The sequence below is a fragment of the Bacteroidota bacterium genome, assembly GCA_017303975.1.
Lineage (GTDB): Bacteria > Bacteroidota > Bacteroidia > JAFLBG01 > JAFLBG01 > JAFLBG01.
The window spans coordinates 25,622-38,362 of the sequence record JAFLBG010000011.1; the positions used below are offsets into that span (position 1 = coordinate 25,622).

General features: G+C 36.3%; 13 protein-coding genes. 7 read left to right on the forward strand and 6 right to left on the reverse strand.

Going from position 1 to position 12,741, the window contains the following annotated elements:
* Positions 1-101 precede the first annotated feature (101 nt).
* Both pepT and rluF read left to right on the forward strand, forming a co-directional pair.
* Complete coding sequence (gene pepT, locus J0M08_05900; protein MBN8702576.1) at positions 102-1,349, forward strand: peptidase T; 1,248 nt, start codon at positions 102-104, stop codon at positions 1,347-1,349.
* A gap of 23 nt (positions 1,350-1,372) precedes the next feature.
* Positions 1,373-2,266, forward strand: a complete 894-nt coding sequence (rluF, locus tag J0M08_05905) for a 23S rRNA pseudouridine(2604) synthase RluF (GenBank protein MBN8702577.1) — start codon at positions 1,373-1,375, stop codon at positions 2,264-2,266.
* Between the two features lie 102 nt (positions 2,267-2,368).
* Here rluF and J0M08_05910 read toward each other — a convergent pair whose 3' ends face one another.
* Positions 2,369-3,655 carry a bifunctional folylpolyglutamate synthase/dihydrofolate synthase gene (locus J0M08_05910; GenBank protein ID MBN8702578.1) on the reverse strand — a complete coding sequence of 429 codons (1,287 nt, stop codon included), beginning with the start codon at positions 3,653-3,655 and terminating at the stop codon, positions 2,369-2,371.
* A 77-nt stretch (positions 3,656-3,732) separates the two neighbouring features.
* Here J0M08_05910 and J0M08_05915 point away from each other — a divergent pair, with 77 nt between their 5' ends.
* On the forward strand, positions 3,733-4,932 hold the full coding sequence (locus tag J0M08_05915) for a pyridoxal phosphate-dependent aminotransferase (protein ID MBN8702579.1): 1,200 nt from the start codon (positions 3,733-3,735) through the stop codon (positions 4,930-4,932).
* 13 nt (positions 4,933-4,945) lie between these two features.
* On the opposite strand, the gene J0M08_05920 is transcribed toward J0M08_05915, so the two are convergent.
* Entirely contained in the window at positions 4,946-5,323 is a 378-nt protein-coding gene (locus tag J0M08_05920) for a hypothetical protein (GenBank protein MBN8702580.1), read from the reverse strand.
* A 59-nt stretch (positions 5,324-5,382) separates the two neighbouring features.
* Entirely contained in the window at positions 5,383-7,590 is a 2,208-nt protein-coding gene (locus tag J0M08_05925; GenBank protein MBN8702581.1) for a thiol protease/hemagglutinin PrtT, read from the reverse strand.
* Between the two features lie 181 nt (positions 7,591-7,771).
* Between J0M08_05925 and J0M08_05930 the strand changes: the two genes are divergently transcribed.
* Complete coding sequence (locus J0M08_05930) at positions 7,772-8,494, forward strand: 16S rRNA (uracil(1498)-N(3))-methyltransferase (protein ID MBN8702582.1); 723 nt, start codon at positions 7,772-7,774, stop codon at positions 8,492-8,494.
* On the opposite strand, the gene J0M08_05935 is transcribed toward J0M08_05930, so the two are convergent.
* Both J0M08_05935 and J0M08_05940 read right to left on the reverse strand, forming a co-directional pair.
* Entirely contained in the window at positions 8,491-9,291 is an 801-nt protein-coding gene (locus J0M08_05935; GenBank protein MBN8702583.1) for an amidohydrolase, read from the reverse strand. The two genes, J0M08_05930 and J0M08_05935, sit on opposite strands and share 4 nt — an antisense overlap.
* A gap of 26 nt (positions 9,292-9,317) precedes the next feature.
* A complete protein-coding gene (locus tag J0M08_05940) occupies positions 9,318-10,475 on the reverse strand; it encodes a methionine aminotransferase (protein ID MBN8702584.1) in 1,158 nt (385 codons plus the stop codon).
* Positions 10,476-10,551: 76 nt separating this feature from the next.
* On the opposite strand from J0M08_05940, the gene J0M08_05945 reads away from it, so the two are divergent.
* From J0M08_05945 to J0M08_05955, 3 genes are read left to right on the forward strand one after another with little or no spacing between them, the layout of a single operon-like run.
* Positions 10,552-10,713: a hypothetical protein gene (locus J0M08_05945; GenBank protein MBN8702585.1), complete on the forward strand. Its 162-nt coding sequence runs from the start codon at positions 10,552-10,554 to the stop codon at positions 10,711-10,713.
* 59 nt (positions 10,714-10,772) lie between these two features.
* A complete protein-coding gene (locus J0M08_05950) occupies positions 10,773-11,069 on the forward strand; it encodes a hypothetical protein (GenBank protein ID MBN8702586.1) in 297 nt (98 codons plus the stop codon).
* Positions 11,020-11,493 carry a GNAT family N-acetyltransferase gene (locus tag J0M08_05955; GenBank protein MBN8702587.1) on the forward strand — a complete coding sequence of 158 codons (474 nt, stop codon included), beginning with the start codon at positions 11,020-11,022 and terminating at the stop codon, positions 11,491-11,493. The genes J0M08_05950 and J0M08_05955 overlap by 50 nt, the downstream gene beginning before the upstream one ends.
* Before the next feature lie 3 nt (positions 11,494-11,496).
* Here J0M08_05955 and J0M08_05960 read toward each other — a convergent pair whose 3' ends face one another.
* Positions 11,497-12,555 carry a VOC family protein gene (locus J0M08_05960; protein ID MBN8702588.1) on the reverse strand — a complete coding sequence of 353 codons (1,059 nt, stop codon included), beginning with the start codon at positions 12,553-12,555 and terminating at the stop codon, positions 11,497-11,499.
* Positions 12,556-12,741: the final 186 nt, after the last annotated feature.

Sequence of the window (12,741 nt, forward strand, 5' to 3'; positions counted from 1 at the left end):
AATATAGCGCATTAGAGTTTTATATTCAAATAGATATGCTAATTGTTGCCTAATATTTCCCAACATTAATTAAATTCGGATAAAATATAATAACGGTCTATATGCCATTGAATTATAATTATACAGTTACAAATCGTTTTACGAGTTATGTTAAAATTGATACCCAAAGCGACCCAACTTCACCTTCATGTCCATCAACAGATAAACAAAAGGATTTAGGTCGTTTATTAGTGAAGGAATTATTGGAAATGGGTATAAGCGATGCGCATTTAGATGAACACGGTTATGTGTATGGTACTTTACCTGCTACTACCACAAAAAAAGTTCCGGTTATTTGTTTTTGTTCTCACATGGATACCTCGCCCGATTGTAGTGGGAAAGGTGTAAATCCAATTATTCACAAAAAATATTCAGGCAATGATATTGTGTTGCCTAATGATACAACTCAGGTAATAAAAACGAGCGACCATCCCGAATTACTTAATCAAATTGGGAATGATATAATTACCGCAGATGGCACAACCTTACTGGGTGCTGATAATAAGGCCGGTGTTGCAGAGATAATGGATGCGATTAATTATTTGGTAAAGCATCCTGAATTAAAACATGGCGCGATAAAAATTTTATTTACACCGGATGAAGAGATAGGTAGAGGTGTAGATAAGGTAGATATGAAAAAACTAGGAGCCGATTTTGGCTATACTATTGATGGAGAAACGCTTGGGCATATAGAGGATGAAACATTTTCAGCAGATGGAGTAACTATTACTATTAATGGATACAGCACTCATCCCGGCTTTGCAAAAGGCAAAATGGAAAGTGCCATTAAGATTGCAGCCGAGTTTGTGGCTAATTTACCCAAAGACAAACTATCTCCGGAAACTACCGAGAAAAAACAAGGCTTTGTGCATCCGGTAAGTATTTCGGGGACTATAGAAAAAGCGATTGTTAAATTTATTATTCGTGATTTTACCGAAGGAGGATTGGAAGACTTGGAGTCGTTCTTGAAAAACGTAATTGAAGCAGTTGTGAAAAATTATTCAAAATCGTCCTATACATTTGACGTGCAAAAGCAATATAGAAACATGAAGGATGTTTTGGTGTCTTGTCCTCACGTAGTGGAGTATGCAGTAGAGGCTATTAAACGAACAGGTGTAAGTCCTGCCGTTGGAAGTATTCGGGGGGGGACTGACGGTTCTCGCCTTTCGTTTATGGGATTGCCTTGTCCTAATATTTTTGCAGGAGAACATGCTTTTCATTCTAAGCACGAATGGGTTTCTGTGCAAGATATGCAGAAAGCAGTAGAAACTATTGTAAATCTATCTTTGATTTGGGAAGAACGTTCATAATTCTAATAGTTTAAATTTTTTATATGAGTGATTTTGGGTCGGTGCGTTTAAATAAATATATCAGTGAGAGCGGATTGTGCTCTAGAAGAGAGGCCGATAGGTTTATAGAGCAAGGTGTGGTTTTTATAAATGGAGAACGCGCAAAGATTGGAAGGCAAGTGTTTCCGGGGGATGTGGTAAAAGTTAATGGGAATATAATCGAGGGGAAAGATGCAGAGTCAACTATTTTTATTGCTTTGAATAAACCAGTTGGCATTGTATCAACCACAGAAGAGGGTGAGCGAAATAATATTGTAAGTTATGTAAACTATAGTCAACGAATATTCCCAATCGGACGATTAGATAAGGATTCACAAGGGCTTATTTTTTTAACCAACAATGGAGATATTGTAAATAAAATCTTACGTGCTGGCAATAATCATGAAAAAGAATATTTGGTAACAGTTAATAAACCTATTACAGATGGCTTTATTGATGGGATGGCCAAAGGTGTTCCAATTTTGGGAGGGACAACAAAAAAGTGTTTTGTAAAGCAAGAATCTGTATTGGTGTTTAGAATAATACTAATACAAGGACTTAACAGACAAATACGAAGAATGTGTGAGTATTTTGGATACGAAGTAGTAAAGTTAGAGCGAGTTCGTATTATGAATATTAGCTTAAAAGGCTTGCCGGTAGGAGATTGGCGAGAGCTTACAAAGCAGGAGATAGATACAATTAATTTATTGGTTAAAGATTCTGTTTCTACTATCGAGAAAACAAACTCGCCTTCAAAAAATCACAAGAAAGAAAAAGATTTTTCTCGTTTCAAGAAGAAAACTTCTTCTCGAAACGGGAAGTTTAATAACCGAAACACCTCTTTTTCAAAAGGCGGAAAAAACAACAAATCCAATTCTAAATTTAAAAAGAGAAGATAGTATCTTCTCTTTTCATTATAAGTAAACCTTTTCATCTATGCAGCTTTTGCACAGATGAAATTACATCAATTATTAATTTCCTGAGAATTTAGTTGTCTTTTTTTAGATTGCTTCTGCAACAATAAACGTGCTTCCACACACTAAAATTAAATCGCCTTTTTTGTAATTTGTTTTTGCAGCGCGCAGTGCATGCTTCACAGATTTGTAACATTTTCCATGAAGTTTATATGTTAGTGCTGTGCGCTGAAGTTCTTGTTCGTCAAGCGATCTAGGAATCTTTGCTTTGCAAAAGTAGTAGGTAGCTGTTTTGGGCAGTAACGACAACATCTTGGTGTAGTCTTTATCATTTACTACCCCCAACACCCAATGTAGTTTAGTGTAGTGCGTGTTTTTTAGTTGGGCAAGTATTTCTTTTATTCCGGCTTCGTTGTGGCCAATGTCGGCAATTACTTTTGGTTGGGCCCACACTTGTTGCCATCTACCCAATAAGCCGGTGTTTTTAATTACATTTTTCAATCCCTTACTCAGGGCGGTGTTTGAAATAGAGTAGCCTAACTGATTAAGCCTTTCAATACTACAAAGTACAGTGGTGCAATTCTTTTTTTGATACATGCCAGAAAGTTCGCAATCGTATTTTGTTCCATTCGTACTTATTGATAAATAGTTCTTCCCTTTTACAGTAGCAGTATGGCAATTGGTTAGTTTAATTTTTTTGTCTGCAAATACTATGGGAGCGCTGTTTTTTGCAGCAGTAGAAATGAAAACTTCTTTTGTTTCTTTTTGTGTTTCACCAATCACCACAGGGGTGTTGTGTTTTATGATGCCAGCTTTTTCTAAAGCAATTTTAGGTAATGTGTTTCCCAGTAAATGAACATGGTCGTAACTGATATTGGTAATAATGCTTAAATCGGGCATAATTACATTAGTTGAGTCTAGACGTCCTCCAAGCCCAACTTCAATTACAGCTACATCTACTTTTTTTTCTGCAAAATAATCGAAAGCTAGCGCTACCGTCATTTCAAAAAAGGAAGGATGTATGGTGTCGAAAACTTGAGAGTGCTTATTTACAAAAGCAATTACTTTTTTTTGTGAAATTTTTTTACCATTTATTTTTATTCGCTCTCTAAAATCTTTCAGGTGGGGCGATGTGTAAAGTCCAACTTTGTATCCTGCCTCTTGCAATACAGAAGCAATCATGTGAGAAGTAGAGCCCTTGCCATTAGTGCCGGCAATGTGAATACTTTTAAACCCTTGTTGGGGATTGTTCAAATGAGTACACAAAGCCCATGTATTATCTAAATTAGCCTTGTATGCAGCTGCTCCAATACGCTGATACATGGGCAATTTGCTGAATAAATAATCAAGCGTTTCTTTATAGGTTGCGAACATTTAATTGGATTTAGGCTACAAAAATAAGTTTTTGAATTCGTAAATATCAGTTTAACTTTAAACTATAAAATTATTTTATGCCAACAATTTCAACAAAGGCTAATTCAATGCCTTCATCGCCCATACGTAAATTAGTTCCATATGCAGAAGATGCAAAGAAAAAGGGAATTAAAATTTATCACTTAAATATTGGGCAACCAGATATAGAGACTCCCGAAACAATGTTGAATGCGATAAGAAATTTTTCTCCTAAAGTTGTTGAATATACGCATAGCGCAGGCACCGAGAATTATAGGAAAAAACTGGTTGGCTATTACCAAAAGTATAACATTCATCTTTCTTATACCGATATATTAATAACTACCGGAGGTTCTGAGGCAATAGAAATAGCTATGATGAGTTGTTTAAATGCAGGCGATGAAATACTCATTCCGGAACCTTTTTATGCCAATTACAACGGCTTTTCTGCACAAGCAGATGTTGTGGTAAAGCCTATTCGTTCGTTTATTAAAGATGGATTTGCATTGCCTCCAATAGCAGAATTTGAAAAACTAATCACCCCCAAAACAAAGGCAATTATGATATGCAATCCGGGAAATCCAACCGGATATCTTTATTCTAAGCAAGAATTAGAATCATTAAAGGAATTGGTGCTTAAGTATGATTTGTTTTTATTTGCCGATGAGGTGTACAGGGAGTTTTGTTACGATGGAAAAGAGTATGTTTCTGTTATGCATCTTTCGGGTATAGAAAATAATGCTATTCTGCTGGATTCTATTTCTAAACGTTATAGCGCATGTGGAGCTAGAATAGGGGCGTTGATAACAAAAAATAAAAAAGTGATTGAAGCTGCATTAAAATTTGCACAGGCTAGATTAAGCCCTCCTACTTTTGGTCAAGTAGCTGCAGAGGCTGCTATTGATACACCCGATAGTTATTTTGCAAGTGTAAAAAAAGAATACACCGAACGTAGAGATTTGGTAATAGAAGCTCTTAATAAAATGGAAGGTGTATTTTGTCCAAAGCCAAGCGGTGCTTTTTATTGCATAGCCCAGTTGCCAATTGACGATTCCGATAAATTTTGCCAATGGCTTTTAGAGTCGTTCGAACACAACAAGCAAACCGTTATGTTAGCCCCAGCAACGGGGTTTTATTCAACTCCCGGGCAAGGAAAACAAGAAGTTAGAATTGCGTACGTGTTAAATAAAGAATCGCTAAAAAGCGCCATGGGGTGCTTGGAGAAGGCGCTTAAAGTTTATCCCGGAAAAATTAATTAAGGAAGAGTTAGATTTACTTCCCTGCAGGTCTAGTACTTACGGTAACTACATATCGTAGTATAGACTCTTGACCGTTGGCATCCACAACTTCTTTTCCGGCTTTTTTGTTTGTCTTCTTCGCCATGCCGGGTACAATTTTTATCCACTGTTCTTCTGTATAGTCTGAAGGCTTTACAAGTCCGTGGCAACTGCCACAGTTTTGTTCATATAAATTTTTTCCTTCGTTTAATGCAGCTACTGTATAACCCGGATATTTACTTGACACCCTGTCAACATCTACTTGTGCCTGTGATCTTGTTTCTGTTTTTGTTTCTAATTGCGCAGGAGCGGATGTTTTTTTACTACATGCTATAGCAAGTAAAATAATACCAATGTAAATTAGGTTTCTCATAGAAGAATTAAAATAGAATTCTGTTTTTAGTTTTAATAATAAGCAAGTATCAAAAGTAGTTATTCTGTTTTAATAAATTTTTGTGTAACTGCTTTTCCAGCAATAATTGCTCTTATAAAATATACTCCCTTTGGAATTTCTCTAATATCAATAGGTTGAGGCATCCCTCCTGAAATAGTTAATTTGTGTACAACTTGTCCATTCATATTTACTATTTCGCAATCGTAAGAGTTATTCATTTCTTCGGGCAGTTGTATGAAGATATTGCTAGTTGCGGGATTTGGATAAATGTGTAAAGCTAGTAATTCATCTTCATAAGAAGTTTCTGTTTCCTCTTGTAGCTCTTCGTCTGTTTTCGAGCTGTTGGTGTAAGGTAGTACAACTGTTTTCATGATAGAGGGCTTGAAATTCTTATTATTTCCGGTTGTTGCACCTACAAACTGCCAATTGCTATTAGTTGTGTTAGATAAACTTCTGAAAATGATGTAATATGTTCCAGGAGGTACATTTATAGAGGAGGTGTTGAAATTCAAGCTTTTTGATGCTCCTGCATTTATACTAACGTTAGTTTTTATTTGAATGTCTTTTATAAAATCGCCATATAAATCGTATAGCGAAGCTCTCACTTGTCCATTAAAGTGTTGCGTACTCCAATTTTTGATGGTTGCACTTACAGAGCAACTTTTTCCTTTTGTAAAATTTCCGGAAGGGGAGGTTTTAATAGATGAATTTACAGCTAAGCTATCGTTAAAGGCTCTTACTTCAAGATTGTAAGGGTAGGTACCATAAGAAGCATTTGCAATAAGTTGCCAAGAAGGAGTTGTGGCATTCTTAAAATAAATTCCAAGTCTGTAATCTGCCGGAACCACATTTACAAATGCACTGGAAAAATAAAGAGTTGTTGTAGCTCCTGGATTAATTGATATGGAGTTGAGTGTGCTTAAATTTTCAGCAAATACATTTTTATTGTCAAATAATCTTGCAGCCAAACTGCCTGTTATTTTTGTGGTTCCGTAGTTTTTTATTTGAACCGCAATAAGTGTGCTAGTGCTATATTTTATAGATGTTGGTACACTTACTTTTGATACAATTTGCAATTTTGCAGGATTCAAATTTTTTGGTTTTATCCCAATAGTTAGGTTTTGGTAATCGTTCCATGTTAAATGACCATTTCCACCGGGTTGTAGGTTGCTAATTTGAAAGTAGCCATCATATAAACCTCCCCAACCCCAATTGATATGAAACAAATCATTTTGGTCGTAGCCATCTACAACAAAAGCATGTCCATATTCTAAATCGGCAGAACGCCCTCCTAATATGGCCACTCGGCTGTTGTTCAATTCTGTCTTTACTAAATTAATCCATTGCAATTCGGTATAGTTTGTTCTTTCTATGTATTGTGTTGTAGAGGAGTAGCCAAAATATTTTTTAAGTGCAGTAGCCACATCATGAAAATAAGCAAGACTCGATTTTTTGTTGTAGTTGATATTTATGGCTATACCGCAATGATACATTAGTTTTGCGATGGCATCTTTTTGTGCTGTTGAACTCGAAGAAGTAAGTTTATTTGGCATGTTTGTCCAGTCGTATTTGGTTGCGCCAAAATTTGCACCAATAGTGCCAAAGTAATCGTGATTATAGCTGTTTTGTCCCCATCCTTGTTCCGGATAGTTCCAGTATTTTAGTGTTTGTGCAAATGCAGTAGCAACGCAGCCTGTAGGCGTATTTCCCGGACATAATTTATTGTATCCATCATTTCGTTGTGTCCATTTTGTTTTCACCAATGGTGCAACACTTGATTGTATTTGTTGAGATTGTCCATATTTTATAGCACCACTACTTAAAATACTTTGCCACTTTTGTTTGGTAGCAGAGCTCTGTATCGAGTTTTCAATTACATATTGTATCTCTTGTGTATATTGATTTAAAAGTGCGGTAAAATGCTCAGGCATATTGGTGGTGTCAAATCCACCTTCGTTAGAATAACCAATAATAGGATTGATGTTATCATCGGCAGCAACCATCACAAATCCGTTGTTGTTATTAATACTAAATACATAGAATGCATTTTTGAAACTTAAATCGGACGATTTAAATTTTTGTGTATAGGCGGTTTGCAAATTAGTAGTGCCCGAGAGGGTTGATAATCCCTTTTGGTGGGATATATAATGGCTAGCAATAGATAATGCTTCTGATTCTTTTACGGGTGTTGCATACGAATAATATACACAAAGCGCAAATAGCGCAATTGATAGTGCTTTTTTCATGAGTTGTGGTTAAGTTATAAGTAGTTTTTGCTACTTACGCCCGCAAATATACCTCAGAAAAGAGCAAACGTCCACTTTTAGCCTAATTTTTTGCAAATCATTGGTAGGAAGGTGTTTAGCTACGATTAAGCAGTGTGTTTTTCAACTGTCTATTTAGGCTTTAAATCGCTAAATTTACAGCATGAATGTATTTTATGTTGAAAAAATTGTTCCGTACCAACCGCTAATCCTTTCTCCGGAAGAGTCTAAGCATCTTATTCGTGTGTTGCGCAAAGCCAAAGGAGATATCGTACAAGTTACAAACGGTAGGAGTGAGATGTATGAAGCTGTTATTAATAATGACAATTATAAAACGGGGTGTGAGCTTTTGTTGACAGCCAAATTGGAGAATACAAAAGAGACCTATTATTCGCATATTGCCATTTCTCCTACAAAAAATTTAGATCGCTTGGAGTGGTTTGTAGAAAAAGCAACAGAGCTGGGTGTGCATCAAATTACACCCTTGATTTGTGCAAGAACAGAAAAAGGTAATGTGAAAAAAGACAGATTAGAAAAAATAGCACTGGCTGCGATGAAACAAAGTGGAAGAGCTTGGCTACCTATCATTTCAGAGGCGGTGGAGTTTGATACCTTTATAAATACAGTGCAACAGGAAGATCAGAAATTTGTTGCCTACTGTGAGCATTTGTACGAAAAAAAATCACCACCACATTTATCTAATCAATTAAAAAGAGGGAGTCGTTATACTGTACTTATTGGCCCGGAAGGGGATTTTACTAAGGAAGAGGTGCAACAAGCACTACAAAAAGGATTTGAAAATGTGAGTTTAGGAGGCAACAGGCTTCGCACCGAAACAGCTGCATTATATGCTTGTTCGTGTGTGTATACGTGTAATAAGAATTAGTTAGAAAGCGTAAAGCTATCCGCATCCATCCATACGGGAAAATTTGTTCGGTACTCCGTTAGTTTTTCTCTAGATAATTCAACTGTTTCAACAGAATTTTCGTGAGGTTTTGTGTTGCTTACTCGCTCTCCTAAAAAATTAAGAACAGCAGAATCTCCAGAATATGGTATGTTGTTGCCGTCTGAGCCAATTCTATTTACACCTACAACGTAACAATGATTTTCAATAGCTCTAGCTTGCAGCAGTGTTTTCCACGCAATGCTTCTTCTTTCGGGCCAATTTGCAACAAATACGGCTAAATCGTATTCAATAGATTCTATGCTTTTGGTGTCGGTTGTAAATTTATTTCTGCACCAAATTGGGAAGCGTAAATCGTAGCAAACAAAGAATCTCACATTCCAGCCTTTTATCCGAATGGTAAGTGGTTTATTCCCGGGAGTGTAAACATTGTTTTCCTCCGACATCCTAAATAAATGTTTTTTATCGTAGTAGTGGATGTTTTCGTTCTCGTCAACAACTACCAGTCGATTGTAAAAGCCGGAATTTTCTTTTATTACAAGACTTCCACAGATAGTGCAGTTTTTTTCTTTTGCAATTTTTTTCATCCATGTTACAGATTCTCCACGCATGTCTTCTGCTACAGCAGCTGCATTCATAGTAAATCCGGAGCTAAACATTTCCGGTAAAATTATTAAATCGGAGTTGCTTATGTTTTGCAGTTGATTAGAAAGAGCACTTAAATTTTTTTCTCTTTCCTCCCAAAACAAAGCAGTTTGAACAATGGATACTTTTAGCATTTAAATTTTTTTAGTGTTCCTTTTTTTTAAATCTTACAAAGTATTTCAGCAGCTTTTTCTATGGTTTCTTCTTTTTTTGCAAAACAAAACCGCAACATTTTATTGTCGATTGGAGTGTGGTAAAATACCGACACCGGTATGGCTGCAATTTTATTTTCTTTTACCAATCGAAGCGCATACTCTGTATCTGCTTCGTTTGTAATTGCACTGTAATCGAGCAACTGGAAGTATGTGCCACTTGCAGGATTTATTTTAAATCGTGAGCCAGAAATTAATTTATTAAAATAGTCGCGTTTTTTTTGGTAGAAATTGCCCAACTCTAAATACAAATCTTTCTTTTGAAGGTACTCTGTTAATGCATGCTGAATGGGTGTATTTACCGAAAAAACCAAGAATTGATGCACTTTTCTGACCTCGGCAGTTAAGCTTGGAGGAGCAAGTATATAACCCATTTTCCAGCCCGTGGTGTGGTATGTTTTTCCGAAAGAGGAAATGACAAAACTTCTTTCTGCTAATCCGGGGTATTGGCAAGCACTTTGGTGTTTGTGTGTGTCAAATAAAATATGTTCGTATACCTCATCACTTATAACAAGAATGTCGGTATCGGCTGTTAATTTTTCCAGAGTTGCCAAATCATCTGCAGATAGAATACTTCCCGTTGGATTGTGTGGAGTATTTATAATTATCATCCTGGTTTTATGGCTAATTACTTTTTTTACTTCCTCCCAATTTATTTCGTATGTAGGAGCTTTTAGTTGCATGAAAATTGTTTTTCCTCCGCACAGTTCAATGGCAGGTTGGTAACAATCGTAGGCAGGTTCAAAAATGATTACTTCATCTCCTTCACGCACCACGCTTGTAATTACAGTAAATATTGCTTGTGTTGCTCCGGCAGTAATGGTAATCTCCGTTTCGGGATTGTATTTTGCTCCGTACAAAAATTCTGTTTTTTCGGCTATGGCTTCTCTAAGGCTCATTAAACCTGGCATAGGGGCATATTGGTTAAATCCCTTTTTCATGTATTTCGAAACAAGGTCAATCAATTCGGTATCACAATTAAAATCCGGAAAGCCTTGCGCCATGTTTATTGCACCGTGTTCAGTAGCGGCTTTTGTCATGATGGCAAATATGCTGGTATTGGCTGTAGGTAGTTTAGAATGTATGGGCGATTTATATTGTGGCATTTTAAGAAGTATTTGAGTTAAATAATCAGCAAAAGTGTAAAAATAAATTTACCTTTACGCACAAATTTTTAATAAAATGAATATAGAAAAAAACAAAGTAGTTTCTGTTACATACAAATTGAATGTAAAAAATGCTACACAACCTGAGGAGCGCTTTATTGAAGAGACAAATGCAGAAAATCCATTAACATTTTTAATGGGTTCGGGTAATTTGTTGGAAGCATTTGAGCATAATTAGCTGGAAAGAAAGTTGGTGATACATTCGATTTTATTTTATCGGCCCAAGATGGTTATGGAGTGCGAGATGAGAAAAATGTGGTTGCCATAGCCAAACAAAATTTTGTTGATGATAAAGGAAATATTGAAGAAGGACTATTAGATATAGGTAATACCTTACCAATGCTTACACAAGACGGGCATAGAATGCACGGAATTGTTAAAAGTGTTACAGATACTACTGTTGAAATGGATTTTAACCATCCGTTAGCCGGAGAAGATTTGCATTTTGCCGGAGAAGTTGTAGAAGTAAGAGCCGCTACAGCCGATGAAATTGCGCACGGACACGTACATGGACCTGGAGGACATCACCACTAAATTGAGCGCCAACGTTCTTTTTAGTAAGCCGTCTGAGTTAGAATTTGAAAAGGTAAAAGCGGGTATTTTAATACTACAACTTGATGGACGAATATTGAATCCCGACAATTTTATTGTTGCAAAGGTTGACAATAAAGTTGTTGGATTTGGTCAATTAAAAACGTTCTCTCATTATCAGGAGATATCTACCGTAGGTATATTGCCTCCTTATGACCAACAAGGCATAGGTTCGAGACTAATAAAATTGTTGCTAGAAAAAAGCAATAAGCCGGTGTTTGTAGTAACCGTAATTCCTGCTTTTTTTAAACGAATTGGGTTTACTGCTGCATCTAGTTACCCCGAATCTATCAACGAAAAGCTTACGTATTGCTCTACTCAACTTCCCGTAGCAGAAGAATATGTGGTAATGGAATACAATCGGTAGTTGTTAATTTTTTACCCTTCCGAGTGCTAGTGCTTTCAACATCCATGTTGGTAGCGACTTTTCCGGGTCTCTTTTCTTTAGATTTAAATACCATCCTAGCTTTTTAAGGATTGGTACTTTGTGTGTTTCTACAAATTCGATAAAATATCCGTCCGGATCTTCTATATAACTGAAAGAACCACCTGCTTCCCCCATTTCAAATTTTTCTCCACTGTACACCGTAAATGGATGTCCAAAAGATTCGCATTCAGATTTTACTTCCTTCATGTTTGTAACATCAAAGCACATGTGTATAAAACCCAAATCGCCCCAAAAGCGATTCTCAAATATTTTTCTTGGAGTGTGCTCGTAATTTTGTATCAATTCAATTTCCGTTTTGCCAAGTAGCTTGCTAAATGCGCCTTTTCGAATGTTCGGGTGGCGTAATAATACACGTCTTATTTTTTTATCACCAAGAGGAAGGTGTTTTAAGTCATCAAAAATACCCTCTTTGTCATATACAACACTGGTGTAGCCCAATAAATTTTTGTAGAAGTTAATTGATTTGTCCATGTTGCTTACTCCAATTATAGATCCTGCTGTTCCACCTGTTGGGTACTTGCCATTGCCAAACCAATCTTCGCTTTCTATAATTTCAAACCAGTTTCCGTAAGGGTCTTTTACAAAGAAATGAGGTTGATTAGAAGGGCTAGTAAGTAATTCCGTAATAAACGGAACATTTTTAGTGCTTAAAAATTGATGTGCAATTGCTACGTTTTTCGCTTTTATTTTTCCACAAAAAACACCAAGGTCGCCTAATTGTATATTGAATTTTGCTGGTTGTGGGGTTCTGCTTGTGTATTGCCAAATTTCAAATCCACCACCGCCATTCATATTTATAGCAAGTATGGCTCGCCTCATATGAGGTTTCCCGCCTGTGTAGGGTAGCATTAAATTGGCCTCTGCTGCTTCATCAAAGATTGGTACATCTACACCAAAATGGCGTCTGTACCAAGTAAATGCTTCTACCACATTGGGTATTCCAATTCCTAATTGCTGAATTCCTGCAATACATGTAATCATAGTTGAAATATAATTAGAGGCTAAAAGTAGTTAAAAATGGAAATCGTATCAATAGATTTTTTAGCCAATGTAAGTTTAAGTGGAAGCTTCAATAGTTCAAGATTGCTTTTTGGCAAGGCGTTTAATGTGCTTGGAGCCAAAGAATGCTGTATTCGCTTGATTAGCGATTAATCTTAAAACTATAGA